This is a genomic window from Acinetobacter sp. 1125_18A, from assembly GCF_052824985.1.
Genome location: NZ_VTDG01000007.1, coordinates 95,174 through 114,494, shown reverse-complemented (window position 1 = coordinate 114,494; position 19,321 = coordinate 95,174). Strand labels below are relative to the sequence as shown.

Here is a 19,321-nt window from a genome sequence, read left to right as displayed (position 1 = left end):
AAACAATATAAATCAGAATAATGTTTTGGTCAAAATACCGGCTTTAAATAAAACCAAGTGCTGGTCAGGGAGATTTCAATGTGTGGCCTGATAGAAATTTAAAATATCACGTGCCCATGTTTGATGTTCTGGTTTAACTGTGACTTTGATTTCCTGAAAATTGGTGACATCGTTGCCATCGCTTTCATCGGCATAATAGGCGATCCCATGTGTTTTGTTGGGGTAGTTGGGAATTTGATAGCTAAAATACACTTTATTTTTATTGGCTTTGACGATGTTTAACAAATGATTTTTATCTTCAATTGCACCAAATTCATTGTCTAAACGAAGTTTTTTGACATTGGGGAAATATAAACTTGCGTTATGCATGGCACAGCCAACACAAGCGGAAGAATTATAAATGGTGATGACTTCATCTTTTTTACGGCTTGCCAGCACAGCATACGCAACACCAGAAGGTCCCATATTCGTGCTGATCACTTGCCATGATAGGGGGGCAAGTACAGGACCCATACCGGGCAGTAAGATGATTTTAAAGTTTTTTGCTTGAGTCGCAGATAATTTATAACTGAACTGACATTTTACTTGTTGGGTATTGTTGGTCTTACAGACGGAATCATCTTTGTAGAATCCTGTATCGTTAAAAGGATTGGGAATTGCAGCAATAAAGATATCCACTGTTACATTATTGCTGAGTGTGGCTGCGGGAAGTTTTTCAAGTTGGTGTTGTGGGTGAGGTGCTTGGTTGGTTTTTAGATCAGGAAAAGTGGCTTTGAAAATAGCGATATCTCCATAAGCAAAACCACTTAGGCCCAATAGTATGATTAAAAATTTCGAATTAAGCATGTCCTATCCCGACTAGTCCTTACTGATTCTTATTGGGGACTTTGATAAATCAATTGACCTTCTTTATAGGTTGCCAATATTTTGATGTCTTTAATCTTTTGAGTGGGCACTTTTAATGGGTCTTGATCTATCACCACAAGATCCGCCAATTTGCCTTTTTCTAAGGTACCTTTGTCTTTTTCTTCAAAGTATTGGTATGCGGCCCAATCTGTGACTGATTTTAATGCAATATAAGGGCTGACCTTTTGATCCTCACCTAATACATCTCCAGAACGGGTGGTACGATTGACGGTTGCATCAATCACCATCATATTTTTAGGAGGGATGACTGGAGCATCATGGTGCTCAGTAAAAATCATACTTTTTCTTAATGCTGAACCTGTTGGAGAAATTCGGTTGGCACGTTCTGCACCGAGTGTTTCGTGTTTATGCCAATCGCCCCAGTAGTAAGTATGTAATGAGAAGAATGAAGGAATAAGCCCTAATTTCTTGGCTTGATCTAATTGATCCTCACGCATGGTTTGCGCATGAATAATCACATTGCGGCGATCTGCTTGGCCATATTGTGCATTGGCTGTCTCAATAGTTGCGAGATATTGGTCAATTGCAGCATCACCATTGGCATGTGCAAGAATTTGCCAATGGTTCTTATAAGCCAGATTAATTGCATCTTGAACCATTTTTGTATCTGGATAGGCTGGATAACCACGATAGTCTTTAGGTTTTCCCTCTGGTGGGATGAAGTAAGGTTGCGTTAGCCATGCGGTTTTGCCTTGTGGGGAGCCATCTAGGCTGATTTTAACCCCACCAATTCTAAAATGATTTTGATAATTGAGACTACTGCCATTTTTCAGCATGTAATCTTTTTCATTGATGATATCTGGATAAACCACGACATCAATATTCAATTGATTGATGGCCGCAAAACTTCGCCATAATTCAGCTGTACCATGATCAGCACGACCTTCTTGTACAGTGGTATAGCCATTTTTGATATAGGTATTCAGTGCTGTTTTTGCCATATTTTGCATGATTTCAGGTGGAACTTTACTAAATGCAGTTGCCATTGCTGAAAAAACAGCAGCTTCTTCAAGTACACCATTTGGCTCTTGAGAATTTGCTTTACGGCGAATAATACCGCCAGTTGGATTTGGGGTATTTTTATTGATGTTTAAAAGTTCAAGAGCCTTATGATTGACAGAGGCTAAGTGTCCTGACTGATGTAAAACAATAATTGGGTGATTGGTGGAAACCAAGTCTAAATCATCTGCTGTAGGATGTCGTTTTTCTTTAATTTGGGCGTCATCATAACCATTTCCAATAATCCAGCCTGAGGTTGCTTTGATAAAGTCAGGATTGTTTTGTTGCCATAGTGAAAGTTCATGAATCAATGATGCAATATCTGAAACATTACCATCGGGCGTAGGGTAGAGATTTGCCACAGTTTGCTGTAGACCTACACTATTTAAATGGCTATGTGCATCAATAAAACCAGGCAGCAGGGTATGACTGTTTAAGTTAATCTCTTGGGTATTTTTTTGTTTTAATTTTTGCGCTTGTTTTAAATCGCCTGCAAAGACAATTCTTCCATCCTTGACCACTAGCGCTTCGACATAATGAGGTGACATGCCCTGCATGGTTAAAATTGAGCCACCGTAAAATAGCGTATTTGTTTGTGTCAATGTTGCAAGATCAGCAGGGGTATTCGTGTTTGTTGGAGATACTGTGGTACAGCCAGTAAGCGAGCCGATACCAATTACGCAAATGATGGGTACAATTGCACGGACAAGTTTTGATGGGCTACTGATTTGAAACATGAATAATCCCCAATTTTGTTTTATTAAATATTGCTCAAAACAGATGAATTGAATTGTTTATTTTATTCAACCTAGCAAAGATTTTGATCTGCGTATAGGTTTGATATGTGTTTAAAAAATGATAAGTGTTTTTGCATTTGAGCAATGATCTTGATTCATCCTAAACGATTTTTTATTTATATACAGCCTAAATAAATCTTTTTCTAAAATAAATCACAGATAACAGCGCCAGTGCTAAACCAATAAATGAGGGACCATAACCGATAGGAGCAGCAAGTAAGCCAACAATCACAGCTCCTGCTACAGCCCCACCATAATTAAAAATATTCACCCGTGCGATAATTTCATCGCGTCGATTTTCATCTAGACGACCTGCTGCTGAAAATGTCAGCGGGACTAATGCGCCTACCGCAACACCAGCCAGTGCAAAACCAGCAATGACAATCGCCAATGAATGCCCTAAGCCAGCTATGGCACAGCCTGTTGCACCAATCAGCGTTGTGATGAATGCAACCCATGCAGCGCTTTTAAATTTTAAAAGATAATCTAGACTTAAACGTGTGAGTAAAATACCCATTTGGTAAGCGGCATAACCCAATGGTGCGACTGTGGCTGAGCTTGCTAAAATATCTTTAAGATAAATTGAACTCCACGTGCTGATTGCTGAGTCGACAGTAAAGGCGATGAGAATGATCACACCAAAAATAAGCAATTGTTTATGCGGAATTGGTGATCGTTGTTGAGGGTGTAGGGCAGCATTTTCTTTTTGTTGAAATAACCACCGTTTTGAAACTTGCGATGTAATCAAACACATCATGACAGCAATGCACAATGCCGCTGTTGCCCCAAGTGTGGTTGAGACTGTCGCGGACATGATTAACGCACCAAGGAAAGCAGCAGCGGTATAACAGGCAAAAAAACCGCCTAAGGCGCTTTTTCCAAGTTTTTGTTCCATCATGACAGCTTGCATATTCAATGCAGCATCTAAACATCCAAGTCCAAGCCCATAAAGTAAAAAACTAGCGACCATGATCATGGCACTGGGACTAAATGCTGCAATTGCAATACCGATGGCTTCAAATAGCAAGCCGATAACAATAGCCAGCCTTGAACCTAGTTTTACAGCGAGTCGATCTGCCAAAATAGAACCCAGTGCTGCTGCAATACAGACGCCAAGGATAATAATCGACAGTTGATCATCTGAAAGTCTGTATCGGCTTTTGATTGTAGGAAGCGCAGTCATGACGCTGGCATAACCCAAGCCTTGCGTGGCAAAACCAAGTGCGATTATTTTTTGGGTTTTGCTGAGAGATATATGCGCGAAGTTTGGCGTTTTGCTGTTCACGTCCATGCATGGCTCACTTTTTTACTTTTAGAATTTAAACTTCGGTTTTCGTTTTCTGTTTAGTGATACATCCTGTATCGACTCGCATTTTATTTTATCTGGAATGTATTGAAAGAAAAGGGGCATAACTGGAAAGTTAAGGGGGCAATTCGGACATCTGTATTTTTATTTTTGCAATAAAAAAGCCACTGGAAAGTGGCTTTTGTTAAATGCATGCAGTGATTTACGAGTTTGGACCATCTACGCGTTCAATATTAACGCGTGCTGTTCCTGAATTTGTAATACCTAAACGCTTAGCAGCGCCGTAAGAGAGGTCAAGTACACGGTTACCATGGAAAGGACCACGATCGTTGACTTTAACCACTACGCTTTTACCATTGTCTTTATTGGTTACACGAATAAAGCAGTTTAATGGCAAGCTACGGTGTGCAGCAGTCAAATCATTCATATCGAATGTATCACCGCTTGCGGTTTTACGGCCGTGGAACTGACGACCGTACCAAGATGCAACACCAGTTTGGCTAAATTTGCGAACTGTGTTTGAAGCAACTTCATTAAGTTTATCAATTACTGAAGGCTCATCTTCAGGAACTTGAATCTTTGCTGCAATAGTTTGACGACGGACTTGATCGCCAGAACGTTCAGTAATTGACAAACTGTTTAGGTTTGAAAAATGAGAGTTGAAATTTGTTGAATCTTTGCTAATCACACGAGAAGCTAGACTCGAACTATCCGAATCATTGTTTAAGTATGATGACTGAACCATTTCTGAGTTGACCTGCGTCATACTCAGACCCATGGTCAGGGCCATCATATATTTTAGTGAAGCATGCATCGTTTAACTCCTTGGAACCTCAATTTTAACTTTCTAAGTCGCTGAAAATTAACCATAGAGGTCTGTAAATTCACTTGTGCAACTGCATTTAACGGAAAGGATAATATTCAAGCTGGAATAAATGTGTCTAGCATTATTTAAGAAACAGTTACAAAAAGGACAAAATCTTACAGGTTTTGATTAAAAAATAATCAATACTGTAACAAGGTATGAAAAAAGTATTAAATGTGATCAAATTAACATAAAAAAATCTTGACTTATTTATTGTTTAGGAAATTGCAAGTCTTAACGACTTACAATTTCGGTGCCTAAAAGCCATAAAGCGGTGGCATACATACGGCTTCTATTATATGTCGTAATCACTTGAAAATTAGGATAAGTAATATAATAAATAGGGCCATTGCTGTCCTGTAATTGAATCACATTAACCAAATCTAAGTCATCAATTTTGACGATTGGATTTAATGGAGAAATCCCTAAATTTTTAAGTGATCCATAGGGAACAGGCTGAGTTAAATCTTTTGCAATAACTGCTTCAGGAGTGTTCCCTGTATAACGCGCTAAAAACGCAATAGGGCGATCACGCTGCCAGCCATGTTGAGCCAGATAGTTGGCAATTGAACCAATCGCATCGACCGCAGAGTTACGTAAGTCAACATGACCATTTCCATCGTAATCCACGCCAAATTTAGACACATTACTTGGCATAAATTGCGGATAACCTACTGCACCTGCATAAGACCCAACAATCGAATTGGTTGGAACGCCATCTTTATATGACCATGCAATTAAAGCACCCAACTCATCTTGGAAATATTGCGCACGGCGGGGATAACCAAAACCGAGGGTTGCAAGTGCATCACGGATGATAAAGGAGCCCTTATTTGAGCCATAACCTGTTTCGACCCCTAGAATGCCTAGGATGATTGCTTGAGGCACCCCAAACTGCTGTTCTGCGCGATTCAGTGTATCTGCATATTGTTGTTTAAAACGCACACCACGTTGGATGGTGCCTTCAGCTAAGAAATTAGTTTTGTACTGATACCAAGGCTTACTTTCACCTGGTCGTTCCATAATGCTGATGATATTGGGTAAATTGCGTGAGCCATTCATTGCCCAATCAATTTGTTCGCTACTTAAACCATAGGTTTGCATGGTTTTGGCTTTAAAATTATTGTATTCAGGGTTGCTGGCAAAATCATTGGCTTGGCAGAAACTGGTCAGTGAAAATGCAGCTGCACAAAAAGTGATGTTTTTAACCTTCTGTAAAAGCCCAAAAGTAAACATAGGTTATATTTCCTAATTATTTATGATAAAAAATTAACGATGCGTATGTATAGACATCACAATGCCAAAAGTGGCCATTAAAGTAATAATTGCAGTACCACCATAACTCATAAAAGGTAATGGCACACCGACTACAGGTAAAATACCACTGACCATGCCCGCATTTACAAATACATAAACAAAAAATGACAAAGCAAAAGTACCGGCTACAAGTCGACCAAAATTATGGAAGCATTGTAAACTCATTTGAAAGGTTCTAAAGATAATACAAAAATAAATGATGATCAGAAGTAGGATACCAATCAGACCGAATTCTTCAGAAAATGCGGCAATAATAAAGTCAGTATGGCCTTCAGGTAAAAAATGTAAGTGCGATTGAGTGCCTTCCAAATAACCTTTACCCATAAATCCACCCGAACCAATCGCTGTTTTAGACTGAATGATGTTCCAGCCTGTGCCTAAGGCATCGGCTTCTGGATTAAATAAAGTTAAAACACGTTGTCGTTGATAGTCGTGTAGTAGAAATTCCCAAGCGACTGGAATTACTACTGCAACAGCACTCACGGCACCTAAAATCATTTTCCAAGAAAGACCACTCAGAAATAGCACAAAAATCCCACTGGCTAAGATGAGCAGTGATGTGCCTAAATCGGGTTGTTCTGCAATAAGGATAAAAGGAATGCCGATCATGATCAGTGATAAAAACACATTTTTAAAACTAGGTGGTAGAGGATTACGGGATAAAAACCATGCAATCATCAATGGCATACCAATTTTTAAAAATTCACTGGGTTGCACACTGCCAAAACCAGGAATCCCTATCCAGCGTTGAGCACCCATGCGAACCTCACCAAAGACTTTAACAGCGACTAAGCAGACCAGTCCGAAGAGATAAAAGTAGGGGGCAAAAGCTTGATAAACTTTAGGGGGAATTTGGGCTAAACCACACATGACGAGAAAACCGATACCAAAGCTCATGGCTTGTTTGGAAACCAGCCCCATATCTTGAGCAGACGCACTATAAAGGACGGTTAAACCGAGCATCGCGTTTAAAATTAGAAATAAGCTCAACCAAGGGTCAATATGGAGTTTTTGCCAGCGTGAGGGGATCATGGCAGTACTCAGACCATCACGAGGAGATTGACGTAAAAATTTATATTGAGAGCTTGGTGCCATTGGTCTATTTTGTGCGGGAAATGTGTTTTGCGCATGCTATCACAATCCCCCCTGAAGGCAATGAATATCAATACTTTGCAACAAAATTATGACCTGAATTTTGTGATTATTTTGAGCTTGAAATATTTAAATTAGAAAATAGTGGGTTAAAGAGATTGAATTAAATGGTTTTGAATTTGAAAAGGTCTTAGATGGATCTAGGGATAGTATTTTATAATGATTTTAAGTTTATGAATTTAATAGTTAATTATTATCCTTAAAAGCATAGCTCAGTAACTTTATAAAAAATGCCCTTACAAAGAAGGGCATTTTTTATATTTAAAAATCCAATCGAATTTTAACGATCAATTAAAAAATAAAGTATCGTAATATTCTGCAACAGCTGTGATTTCATCTTTATTTAAATTTGGAATCAACTTATCAATTGCCATATGCACTGCTTTGCCTACAGCAGAAGCGCCAATATCCGCAGCCTTACGTTTGATCATACCCAAATCCAGCGTTTTATTAAAATCACGCATAAAATGGTTAATCGTTGCATCTGAGAATTGTTTGAATTGTTCAGACAATACAGCGCGATTTACATCACCATTTGCTTGAACTTCAGCAAAGCTATTTTTAAGATTGGTGACTAAACTTGCGTCTAAATTCACACCGACACGGAATTGACCTTGTGGATCTTTAAATAGACTACGTTCTGAAAACTCTACAGACTGACGAACCACATCATTGTCTGCTTTACTTAATAATTGTTTAAGTAACACAGCAACAGTCGATTTGACATAGCCTGCTAATTTTTCAGCAGTATCTCGTTTGTCACTTGCAGGGAAGCGACGAACAAGTTCAATCAAAAGCGTATCAATAATTTCTTCATTAATGAGTAAGGCAGTTTGATCACGTAAAGGGTAAAGTGGTTCGTTAGAGTTTTTTTTCTCAATACCGGTCTGAATGTTCTTTAATAGTTCTTCAGAAGGTACAAAACCAAAAAAAGGCATGTTTTCAACCTCAATGTTTATTGTCGCGCCAATCGAATTGGGCTTGGCATCCATGATTCATCAGATACACGACATGGGTTAATATCTAAACCGCCACGACGTGTATATGTTGCATACACCATCAGCTTTTCAGGTTTTAAATTTTGCCAAATATCTGCAAAGATTTGTTCCACGCATTGTTCGTGAAAACCGTTATGCTGACGATACGAGATAATATAAGCTAAAATACTACGATAACAAGGTTTTTTACCTTGGTATCGGATAAAAACAGTTCCCCAATCTGGTTGTCCAGTCACAGGGCAATTGCTTCTTAATAAGTGTGAATACAGTTGAATTTCAACGTTTTCACCGTGTTGTGTATTTTGTTGATCAAAGGCCAAAAGGCTTGCATCTGGATGATTGACCAGCTGGTCAGGTTCTTGATCATCAATACAAATACCCGTTGGTTTGCTAATCTCTAAATCATCAACTTGAAATAAAGTTAGCGTCACTGGGGCTTGTGCAGCAGCAGATAAGTCTTTTTCAACGGTATTGATAAAAGCTTGATGAGAGTCAAACTGGGTAAAGTTCATACTATTAAAGTAGAGCTTTAACGACTTTGATTCAATCAAATTTGGTGATGTTGCTGGGAGTGCAATACGCCCAATGGCAACTTGCGGGATCCCTTTGCTATTGAGCCAAGAAATTTCGAATACATGCCACCAATCTTGACCTTTATATATACCCGCTACATCCGCATATTGCTCACGTGCTTGTGCACGAGCGATTGGGAAAAGAACTTCGGGTTGATAGGTAGTTGGGTAATCGGTTTCTTTACCCAATAAAGATTTTTCAACAGACATTATTCACGCATTCCTGAACCACGAGAAAGTAAATAGTAGGCAATTGCATAAAGTACGCCACAGAAAAGGGTCACGATAAGTAAAGACAATGAAACATTGACATCACTATGACCTAAAATTCCGAAACGGAAAGCATTGACCATATATACAATCGGGTTAATTAAAGACAGATTTTGCCAAAATGGACTTAAAGCACTAATAGAGTAAAATACACCGCCTAAGTAGGTGATGGGTGTTAATACAAAGGTTGGGATAATCGAAATATCATCAAACGATTTTGCATATACAGCATTGATAAAACCCCCTAAAGAAAACAATAACGAGGTAATAATTACGGTATATATCGTGACGAAAATATTATGTATATAAAGGTCAGTAAAAAACAAACTCATTGCAGTGACAATTGCCCCAACAAGAACGCCACGGGCAACACCACCAATCACATAACCACATAAGACCATATGTAATGGAACTGGACTCATGATCAGTTCTTCGATACTTTTTTGGAATTTAGCACTAAAGAAACTTGAAGATACGTTGGCATAACTGTTTGTAATTACCGCCATCATGATAAGACCCGGCACGATGAATTGCATATAGCTAAATCCACCCATTTGCCCAATACGAGAACCGACCAAATTACCAAAAATCACAAAGTACAAGCTCATGGTAATCGCAGGCGGTAATAAGGTTTGCGGCCAAATTCGCATAAAGCGGCGGATTTCTTTTTGAACTAATGTATAGAGTGCAATACGTAGTTGAGTAAAATTCATTCTGCAACTCCTTCAAGATTTTTCTCAACCAGTTTCACAAATAACTCTTCAAGACGATTTGATTTATTGCGCATACTGCGAACACGAATGCCTTGCGCTTCTAAAAGCTGAAATAAATCATTTAAAGAATGCGCTTTATCCATCGTGACTTCTAAGGTCATTGGGTCAATCAGATTAAACCTCACACCAATGATATCAATCATGATTGGTTCAATCGGATTTTCTAAATCGAAAATAAAAGATTCTTCACTCAATTGGTTTAAGAATGCTTTCATCGATGTATCTTCTTTGATAACACCACGGTCAATAATCGCAATCTGACGACAAAGCATTTCTGCTTCTTCTAAGTAGTGCGTGGTTAAAATGATCGAGGTGCCTTTTTCATTCATTTCTGTAAGAAAATCCCACATTGAACGGCGTAACTCGATGTCTACACCTGCAGTGGGTTCATCTAAAATCAAAAGTTTAGGTTCATGCATCATGGCTCGCGCAATCATTAAACGGCGTTTCATACCACCAGACAACATGCGCCCCTGAGTATTACGCTTATCCCATAAACCTAATTTTTCTAAATATTCTTCAGCACGTTGTTGTGCAATTTTAGGCGGAATACCGTAATAACCCGCTTGAGTGACTAAGATGTCGAAGATTTTTTCAAATTGACCGAAGTTAAATTCTTGAGGAACGACACCTAGACATTGTTTTGCATGTGAAGGGTGGGTATCTAAATCATGACCAAAAATTTCCACAGTACCTGAGGTTTTCCGTGCCAAGGAACTGATAATACTGATTGTTGTCGATTTACCAGCGCCATTTGGTCCTAAAAGTGCATAAAACTCTCCTTCTGGAACAGTCAAATTGATTCCTTTGAGTGCTTGGAATCCATTTCTATAGGTTTTAGATAAATCTCTTAACGTCAGAGCATCAGTCATGAAATTCTCACTTGGTTTATGGAGTGTGTATTGTGAGCGATCTTTTTAAATAAACCAAGTAAGTTAGAAGGAATTCTGCATTGCAAATATGCAACATTGTTTAAAGCATGAGCATCAATCAAAAGAGTTGTTTTATAAATGCTTTACCTCGCGGTTTTTTTTGTTATGATGTGCCATCTCAATTTAAGCGCCCATAGCTTAACTGGATAGAGTACAGGTTTCCGAAGCCTGTGGAGTGGGTTCGAGTCCCGCTGGGCGTACCATCTTGCTGTTCCAATTTGTCTCAATAACACCTATATTAAAGACATTGATAGAATTTATTGTCTCATTTCATCGTATGATGTATGTCCACTGCTCAATTTTTTAACGGTACTTTATACGGTATACCGCAAAATCCAATAAAAATGTACCCTCAAAATGGCTAAACTCGTTGTAAGTCTCACAGACTCAAAAATAAAAGCTTAAATTTCGACTCATAAGAAAAATCTAGAAAGTTAAAAATGATGGCGGTGGCTAACCTTTATAGATGGCTTAATTAGAAGATATTGTTATTTAGACTATATAAGAATAAGACTTATCAAAAAACATGCAATTCTAAGTATTCATATTTCTCCAAACTAACGCTACTGGTGATGTAAAGCATTCAAAATAGGTCTGATTCATTTCCAGCCAATGTATTTTTAAAGCTGTTAAAAGCCTGCTTAATCTCAAGCAAATGGGTTATTACTGAAAATAAAAATCGATGTATAGCTCATATTAATTATCCAAAGCTATGCAAGCAAAATTATTTATACATCAATGTGGTGTACAGCAAAACAATTTTATAGATAGGACATTGTAGTAAATGGTTGAAAATCCGCTTAATAAGGACAGCGTCATGAACTTAGTCAAAATTTGGAATAAAACAATCAAAGGTAAGCTCTATGTAGTTGGTGATATTCATGGTTGTTACGACTTACTGATAAACCGGTTGATTGAAATAGGCTTTAACTTTGAAAACGATTTATTAGTTGCTGTTGGTGATCTGGTTGATCGTGGCATTCAAAATATTGAATGTGTGAATCTAATCGATCAAACTTGGTTTACTTCAATTCGAGGGAATCATGAGGACTTATGTATTAAAGGTTTGTTTAATGAGTCCTTTCGCCGTTGCCATATCGCCAATGGCGGAGAGTGGTTTTATGATTTGGATGCTCAAACTCAACATAAAATTATAAACAAATTTAAGCAGCTACCGATTGCACTTGAAATAACACATAGCGGTCGCAAGTTTGGCTTTGTACATGGGCATATTGAGCAAAATGACTGGGAGTTGTTTAAGCATAACCTTGGTGATTTTGATGCTGTCAGATATGCAATTGAAGCTAAGCGATTACCTACGGAAGCTGCAATGTGGGGCAGAGAACGCTTTGATTTAGAGAATCTGAAATATACTAAAGTTCAAGGTGTGGATATGGTCATCATGGGGCATACCGTCACAAAAACACCTATCAAGCGAGATAATTGCTACTACATTGATACAGGTGCAGTGTATTGGGGCAACATGACAATTTTAGACTTGAGTAAGGTTTAAGGGGGATTAGAATCAACATCACGATGAAAGTTATGAATTGATCAATATAAGCCATTGATGGGTGACGATTTGTAATTTTTAAAATTGAAAAATATAAAAGTAATTTGAACACTAAAAAGAGAACTGATCTTTTGGAAATACTTTAAATAGTGTTGCTTTGTTGGTGAAGTTTTTATAGCCAGCTATTTGATAAATTAGAATATGAAAAATATAAATTAGTAGCTAAATATAAGGTGCTTAAGTATAGGGCATGTCTATCAAATCACTTGTAATACTGTGATTAAGCTGAGTATCTATAGATTTTAACTCTCTTATTCACCTTTATATTGAGTATTTTTCACCAATTAAAAGCAAGCTATAGCACTTGTTATATATTGCCACTGACAAATAAAATCAAACCCTAGTAAAATAGTAGGTATTCCTTTTATCACCGAATCATCGGTTTTTGCCTGCATTCTTTCCCCAAAGATGCAGGTTTTTTTTGCCTTAGTGTTTAAATTATTTATAGCATAGCCTTAGTGGAATATTTTTTAATAAAATCCTTAAGCGGTTAAGGATTTAGAATTTTGCTCAAAGTTCATAAAACACGGCTGAATGCGCTAGTATAGTGATTAATGACAAGAGTAATGATTACGATGAATGAAACCTTTACATATTTGTATACCCACGTGGGTATATTTGGGTCCTTACCTACACACAAAGTATTTACTAGCGATAAGAGCAATAGAACAAAATTAATTTTTGCCGACAATACATTTATTTACAGTTTGATTTCTTCTTGGGCTTTAACAAATTCAGATTTTGATAGTGGAAAAGCGATGTGGAAAGAAGAACCAGTAGATTATTTGGAAAATGAAATAAAAAAATTAGCGATTTATAAAGCGAATCATCCCTTATTTATCACTGAATCATAAGTTGATGTAGTCACTAGAGTGAAGTCACGGTTTTTAAAGATTGATGAAAGATAGAGCAAAATATTGAAGAATGCCTTGCAGAAATGTGAGGCATTTTTAATCGCTTAATTTTTCTTCACTCGCCAAAAAAATGTCATAAATGAGTGTTATATTGCATAAAACAATTGAGGGTAGCCAACATGGGTATTAATCTAAAAGAACTCAATAAGCAAATTGATGATTTTAAAGAAACTAAGGATCCACAAAGATTAATTATAGGTTATAAAACTTATTCTAAATTAATGAAAGAGAATAAGTTTTTAGATAAAATCAGCAAAGATGCAAATGACCCAATGATTAGATATTATAAAGAGATAAAGATAAAAATAGTCACAGAAAAGCATTTTTTTGAGATTGAGTAGATGATTAAGCAATATAAGTTGAAATAGGTTGTAAATAATGAAGTTTATGGTGAGGCGCTTAAAGCGTCTTTTTTACGCCAAAAATTGCTATATATAGTTAAACTATAATGCTCTAAAAGATATTTATAAGGTAAGAGGTATTTATAAGGAGGAGAGTAGATGTAATTATCATAAAATGTTTTACTATTTATGCTCATTATAGAGTCTTAGATTTTAATGTGATTTATTTATATTCATGTTAATGATTGAAAATTTCACGTTATTAGTGTATAAAAAAGCAACAACAATAAAATAAGGGTGATTACATGATATCTAAATCTATAAACATCGCATTCTTCTTTTCTATGTTTATTGTTCTTACTTTGCTTATACATTTATTTGGTAATATCCCTTCTGGGGTATGGGTGTATAAGTAAATACAAATGGATCTAAAAGCTCATCAAAAGGTGGGCTTTTATGAGTTTTGATGTGTTGAAATATCTTAGAATAATTTCTTATTATCGTGTTGGTCGTTATGTTGATAGGTGCTTAAGGATACTTTGCTATTTAGCAACTTGGATCATGGCATAGAGATTAGCGATGTTTGGTGCTAAATATGATGTTGTGGATCTAGCGAAAGAGATTCAATCTAATCACTCACAAATTTTCTGTTTCTGTATTTATCTAAGCACACTTGGAAACAATGCATAAAGTATAAATTTTGTGTGAATAGGATAATTAAATAGGGCTTTTTGACATATATATTCAATAAAGGTTGTATTACTTGCCTTTAAGGCGTATAAAGTCACTTCGTTGATGCGGGATGGAGCAGTCTGGTAGCTCGTCGGGCTCATAACCCGAAGGTCGTTGGTTCAAATCCAGCTCCCGCTACCAACGAAAAAAGATTCAAAGTTTATAGCCTAGTTTGCTTCATGCTTACTAGGTTTTTTTATGCTTAAAATTTATTGCATTGAATTCAAGCATTTTAGAATAGAAAGAAATGAAAAGTGAGCTAAATCAATCTGCTTATTTGTGCTGGGTATTTGAAGGTAAATAAAATAATGTTATTTATTGAGTTTTCACTTTTAGCATAAGTATTCTATGGCTCAATCTAACCTATATAAATTACCTGCTAAATATTGGATGGGCAGAATAGCAATTGGATATGGCATTGACTATTTTGAGGGAGCTGTTGGTGATAATACTCCACATTGTCATCACGCACATCAGCTAAGCTTTGCAAAGGAACAGGGAGAGCGGATTCAGGTTATTGCTGAAGATCATTGTATATGGAGTAGTGGGGTATATATCGCAGCAAATACTTTACATCATTTATTACCAGGAACTTACTGTTCGATCTATATCGATCAAACACATTTTCTTGCTGATGTCATACAGCATTATTTACAAGCTTACCTACAACCAGATTCACCGATTACGCTATTGCCTGAAAGTTTGGTGTCTATTCTTAGAGCATATTTTATAGAACAAAATCAAATATTTGAATCTTTCCAAAAGCTTTTAAGTTATTGCAGTGGATCTAATCTCAAAGCTCAGTCAGTTAGAGAAGAGCGTCTTGCAAAATTTCTTATTCTCAATCATCAACAGAATTTGACACTTAAACAAATCGCCACACAATTCAATCTTTCAGAAAGCCGTTTTAGTCATTGGTTTAGTGACAATTTTGGTATTTCTTATCGTAGTTATCGGAAATGGTTACGCTTATTGCAAAGTTTTCAAGCCATAGATCAGGATATTAATTTAACCAGCATGGCTCATCACGCTCATTTTTCTGATCAGGCGCATTTTAGTCGAACCTGCAAACAAATGTTTGGCATTCAACCTTCACTATTAAAATTTATTCCATCTATTGAGCAAATGCCAATATTGCTTTTATCAGATCAAAAGCTATAAGAGATATAGCGGTTTCGTTCAATTTTTCTATCCAGCCAGTCAGCATACTCCTAAAACGTATTCTGTTGATTGGAGTTATAAATGAGCGCTTTTGTTAAAATATCTCTGCGATATTTATTTTATCCGTTTTGTATGCTGTTAACCGTATGGATGATGATGTTCATCGTCTCAGGGCAAGTCCCGTATTGGCCAAGTTCAATATTGTTCATCTTGCTAAGTGGCGTAATGATTGCATGGGTTGAGCATTCTTTGCCTTATCAAGCAAAGTGGTTGGATACACATCAAGATTTTGTTACAGATATCATCCATGCAATTTTTAATTTATTTTTGATCGTTTCTGTCTCAAAAATTATTGAATGGTTTGATCTTTTTCGATTTATTCCACGATTATGGCCTGATCAAATTTCGGTATTTTGGCAAATACTGATTGTTGCTGTGGTGATTGATTTTGGACTATGGTTCATGCATTACCTAAGCCACAAGTATCGGTTTTTATGGAAATTGCATGCGATTCATCATCAATCACGCCGTTTATATTGGTTAAATGCTGAAAAGCGGCATCCCCTGAGTGCAATCGTACTTGCTGGACCTAGTTTGATCATCCTCGCGCTTTTGGGTGTGCCAAGTTTGCTGATCGGGTGTTGGATGATATTTATGGCCGTACATTTGTTTTTTCAGCATGCAAATATTGATTATAGTGTTGGCCCTTTCAAATATATTTTTGCTGTAGCTGAAGTAAATCGCATACATCATAAACATGGATTTGGTCGTAAGAATTTTGGAGAAGTGTTCATATTTTGGGACATCTTGTTTAGAAGTTTTCACTATGAAGATCAAAAAATTAAAGATGATCAAGTTGGTGTGCGTAGTCAAATACCCAACCAATATTTGGCCCAACTCCGCTGGCCATTTAAGAAGTAAGCATAAAGTAAGCATAAGAAAAATTGATGTATAGAACATTGGTGTTTTTTCTTGTGAAATAGAAATCTAATTGGCTTGTTATCAGCGATTAAGAAAAGTAAGTTATTTGAGAAAGCTCTCACATGAGAGCTGTTCTAAATAGATAAGTCATTCTTTATCCATAATAAAGTTAAATATGTATAAGAAGGCTTGATTATTTATTTTTTTCCTGTAAAGTAAAGCCAACTAGAAAAAAGTCATGTTTTGGTAAATCTTCTCTAAGTATCGCAGTTTTAGTCATAATCCTTCGTTTTATTCAGATTTTAAGTTCAATTCTTTATTATTTTCGACGTTATCACTAGTCATAAAATGACTTAAAATTTTTAAATCTCAGTAGGATTGATTATGTCAAACTCAAATGTTGTGAAAGGTACAGTTAAATGGTTCAACGAAACTAAAGGTTTCGGTTTCATTCAACAAGAATCAGGTCCAGACGTTTTTGCTCATTTCAGCGAAATCGCTAACTCGGGCTTTAAAACTCTTGCTGAAGGTCAACAAGTTGAATTCAGTATCACTCAAGGTCCTAAAGGTCCTAACGCTGTAAACATTACTCCGCTATAATTCAGAGTAAGTTGTAAAAAAAGCACGATATCGTGCTTTTTTTAACTCTAAATTTTTATCTTAATTCATATTTATACATTTCAATTATTTCTATAACTTTTTCTATATTATTATTAAAACACTGGACCTATTTAAAAGATCCATCATTCGCTTATCACCAAAAAAATTAAGCAAATCTAATCAATTGCTGTATAAATCAAGTCTTTTAAATTCTGAATAGTTTATGAATGCTCTCCTATCTCTAGATTAATAAACAAAAAGAAACCCGCATCATGCAGGTTAATATGGAGTTTCTTTATTGTGATATAGACCACTCTCTCCAATGGTCACGGATACTATACATCTGTTCTTTAATAATAAAAACGCAGTAAAATAGTCGAGATAAATGTATAGGACCTTTTTCTTTCAATGTGTTTGATAAAGTACAATAATTTGAATCATCAAATAGAATTCAGCATCTTTCAGTTTTATGCCATACTTTTAAATAGTTTAATTAAAAACATTTAAAATCAGTGTTATATAATTATTTTTTTGCACCCTCTATGTTGCGTTGGCTGCCTATTTTTACTGTTATTGTATAACTTTTATTTGTGGATAAAGGAAATTCTGATCAGTGAGTAAATTAACTCTTTTATTTGCGTTGTTTTGAAATTTAAATAGCCGATGAATGGTATTGAAAATGAGACTCTTGTTATGTAAATTAAGTTTATCTTAACATTTATCACAAGTTTATATACCCACTTACTCTATCGGTGGGTATTTTTTTATATCGGCAATGAAAGGGTTGACGATAATTTGATTTTGAAGTAAATTTAAATTGTTATTTTACTAATAATAAATAACAAAAATCCTTAGTCAGCGCAAAATTAAGGTAAAGCCTTACAGAAATGTAGGGCTTTTTTTATGAGATAAGAACTGAAAGTAAAGCCAGTTTTAATGTTTGTAACATTAGCATTTGCTGGAGTTTATTTCTAAAAGTGCAGCAGAGATATAAAAAGAGGAGGATTGTTTAATTGTATTCAATTAAATGCATATTATACTCAAATATTGGCATTGATGTATTTCTAGTAATAAAGGCTAAAAGGCTGATTACGGCTGAGTTCACTTAATCAATGAAAAATTTTATTGATATGACAAGTAAAAATGAATTTGTTAAATTAAGTGAAAGATACAATGGATGATCGCGATATGAAAAAGTTAATTTTAGCAGGGAAGTTAGTTGAGGCGACTTTAGAGGGTGATCAAGTCACAAGATTGCTCATCGGAAATTTAGTCAGTTTTCTAATGAAAAATGGAACAGTGAGTTATGAAGACTATTTTCAATTTACCCAACAAACAAAAAAATACTTGATTGAAACTTCTGAGGATACCAGTGAATCCAAAGTAAAAATGATTGAAAGTATTTTTGATCTTCATCTTGATGATTTAAAGGAGATAAAAGCAATAGATCCTAAAAAAACCTGAGTAGTATCTGAAGTGGTTTTGGGATAAACACTTAAAATGTAAGTAAATAAAAATTTTTATAATAATTTACTGTTTTTGCAGTATATTGAATTGCGTTTGATGTACAAGCATAAATTTAATAATCATTGAATGTTTTGGTTAACAGTTTTAGCTGTTTTTATTTAATTTTTTAAGGTGTTTTTTATGAATAAACTCGATATAAATGTAAAGGATCAATTTGGTAAGTGTTACGCAGTTGAGGCAACATTAGATGATGTTGTGATAAATCCAAATAAAACTCATGAACGTATCAAATATATTATTGTTGAAAATGAACTTTTGCGTCCTAACTTCGAAATGCTTTTTGAAAGTAGCAAGAATGGTAAAATTTATAAGATTTTGGAACCTATGATCTAAATCGAGCCACCTACGGGTGGCTTTTTAATCGCTTAAATTTACATAGAAACTAACGCAAATCTTCGCTGTTTATTTGAACATTGTATTGCAGCACACTTTGGGTAATTTTTGTTACATAGTTTAATTTAATTAATAAATAAAGGCTGATATACTTTTATTGAATTGCTGTGCGACTCACACATCATTCATGCGCCTCCAAAAAATAAGCCCACTTTTTAGTGGGCTTTCTTATGCTATATCAATGATTGGTTTAATTAAACTGTTATTTGGGTAAGAGCTAAAGATGCCATGATAAGCATAAAAGTATAATA

Annotated in this window: 18 protein-coding genes and 2 tRNA genes; 10 read left to right on the top strand and 10 right to left on the bottom strand. The window is 35.8% G+C overall.

Annotation, left to right across the window (positions count from 1 at the left end; genetic code table 11):
- Positions 1–75: 75 nt before the first annotated feature.
- The 10 genes from FY049_RS13790 to FY049_RS13745 form a co-directional block, all read right to left on the bottom strand.
- Positions 76–846: a DUF4850 domain-containing protein gene (locus FY049_RS13790; RefSeq protein ID WP_446083864.1), complete on the bottom strand. Its 771-nt coding sequence runs from the start codon at positions 844–846 to the stop codon at positions 76–78.
- A 29-nt stretch (positions 847–875) separates the two neighbouring features.
- Positions 876–2,663 (bottom strand): amidohydrolase, encoded by a 1,788-nt coding sequence (locus tag FY049_RS13785; RefSeq protein WP_446083863.1) that lies wholly within the window; start codon positions 2,661–2,663, stop codon positions 876–878.
- 187 nt (positions 2,664–2,850) lie between these two features.
- A complete protein-coding gene (locus FY049_RS13780; protein ID WP_446083862.1) occupies positions 2,851–4,014 on the bottom strand; it encodes an MFS transporter in 1,164 nt (387 codons plus the stop codon).
- 217 nt (positions 4,015–4,231) lie between these two features.
- The gene (locus tag FY049_RS13775) at positions 4,232–4,843 is read right to left on the bottom strand and encodes a septal ring lytic transglycosylase RlpA family protein (RefSeq protein WP_004722011.1); all 612 of its coding nucleotides are present in this window, start codon (positions 4,841–4,843) and stop codon (positions 4,232–4,234) included.
- Between the two features lie 285 nt (positions 4,844–5,128).
- Positions 5,129–6,130, bottom strand: a complete 1,002-nt coding sequence (gene mltB, locus FY049_RS13770; RefSeq protein WP_446083861.1) for a lytic murein transglycosylase B — start codon at positions 6,128–6,130, stop codon at positions 5,129–5,131.
- A 33-nt stretch (positions 6,131–6,163) separates the two neighbouring features.
- The gene (gene rodA / locus FY049_RS13765; protein WP_004722007.1) at positions 6,164–7,306 is read right to left on the bottom strand and encodes a rod shape-determining protein RodA; all 1,143 of its coding nucleotides are present in this window, start codon (positions 7,304–7,306) and stop codon (positions 6,164–6,166) included.
- Between the two features lie 344 nt (positions 7,307–7,650).
- Positions 7,651–8,301 carry a hypothetical protein gene (locus FY049_RS13760; protein ID WP_004820022.1) on the bottom strand — a complete coding sequence of 217 codons (651 nt, stop codon included), beginning with the start codon at positions 8,299–8,301 and terminating at the stop codon, positions 7,651–7,653.
- A 17-nt stretch (positions 8,302–8,318) separates the two neighbouring features.
- Positions 8,319–9,143, bottom strand: coding sequence for an NADPH-dependent 7-cyano-7-deazaguanine reductase QueF (queF, locus tag FY049_RS13755; protein ID WP_056516129.1), 825 nt, complete (start codon positions 9,141–9,143; stop codon positions 8,319–8,321).
- Entirely contained in the window at positions 9,143–9,916 is a 774-nt protein-coding gene (locus FY049_RS13750; RefSeq protein WP_446083860.1) for an ABC transporter permease, read from the bottom strand. Before FY049_RS13750 ends, queF begins: the two co-directional genes overlap by 1 nt.
- Positions 9,913–10,848: an ABC transporter ATP-binding protein gene (locus FY049_RS13745; protein WP_224965093.1), complete on the bottom strand. Its 936-nt coding sequence runs from the start codon at positions 10,846–10,848 to the stop codon at positions 9,913–9,915. The genes FY049_RS13750 and FY049_RS13745 overlap by 4 nt, the downstream gene beginning before the upstream one ends.
- Positions 10,849–11,035: 187 nt before the next feature.
- On the opposite strand from FY049_RS13745, the gene FY049_RS13740 reads away from it, so the two are divergent.
- The 10 genes from FY049_RS13740 to FY049_RS13695 all read left to right on the top strand — a co-directional run bounded on the left by FY049_RS13740 (position 11,036) and on the right by FY049_RS13695 (position 19,010).
- Positions 11,036–11,111 (top strand) — tRNA-Arg (locus FY049_RS13740).
- A gap of 614 nt (positions 11,112–11,725) precedes the next feature.
- Entirely contained in the window at positions 11,726–12,421 is a 696-nt protein-coding gene (locus FY049_RS13735) for a metallophosphoesterase (protein WP_224965094.1), read from the top strand.
- 635 nt (positions 12,422–13,056) lie between these two features.
- Positions 13,057–13,335 carry a hypothetical protein gene (locus FY049_RS13730; protein WP_056516476.1) on the top strand — a complete coding sequence of 93 codons (279 nt, stop codon included), beginning with the start codon at positions 13,057–13,059 and terminating at the stop codon, positions 13,333–13,335.
- Between the two features lie 179 nt (positions 13,336–13,514).
- Positions 13,515–13,736, top strand: coding sequence for a hypothetical protein (locus FY049_RS13725; RefSeq protein WP_056516120.1), 222 nt, complete (start codon positions 13,515–13,517; stop codon positions 13,734–13,736).
- Positions 13,737–14,532: 796 nt separating this feature from the next.
- Positions 14,533–14,609: transfer RNA gene (locus FY049_RS13720), tRNA-Met, on the top strand.
- A gap of 207 nt (positions 14,610–14,816) precedes the next feature.
- Positions 14,817–15,629: a helix-turn-helix domain-containing protein gene (locus tag FY049_RS13715; RefSeq protein WP_446083859.1), complete on the top strand. Its 813-nt coding sequence runs from the start codon at positions 14,817–14,819 to the stop codon at positions 15,627–15,629.
- Positions 15,630–15,710: 81 nt separating this feature from the next.
- Positions 15,711–16,550, top strand: a complete 840-nt coding sequence (locus FY049_RS13710; RefSeq protein ID WP_446083858.1) for a sterol desaturase family protein — start codon at positions 15,711–15,713, stop codon at positions 16,548–16,550.
- Between the two features lie 384 nt (positions 16,551–16,934).
- Positions 16,935–17,150 (top strand): cold-shock protein, encoded by a 216-nt coding sequence (locus FY049_RS13705; RefSeq protein ID WP_004721990.1) that lies wholly within the window; start codon positions 16,935–16,937, stop codon positions 17,148–17,150.
- 1,188 nt (positions 17,151–18,338) lie between these two features.
- A complete protein-coding gene (locus tag FY049_RS13700; RefSeq protein ID WP_056516473.1) occupies positions 18,339–18,614 on the top strand; it encodes a hypothetical protein in 276 nt (91 codons plus the stop codon).
- A 183-nt stretch (positions 18,615–18,797) separates the two neighbouring features.
- Positions 18,798–19,010: a hypothetical protein gene (locus FY049_RS13695; protein WP_004721987.1), complete on the top strand. Its 213-nt coding sequence runs from the start codon at positions 18,798–18,800 to the stop codon at positions 19,008–19,010.
- Positions 19,011–19,321 lie beyond the last annotated feature (311 nt).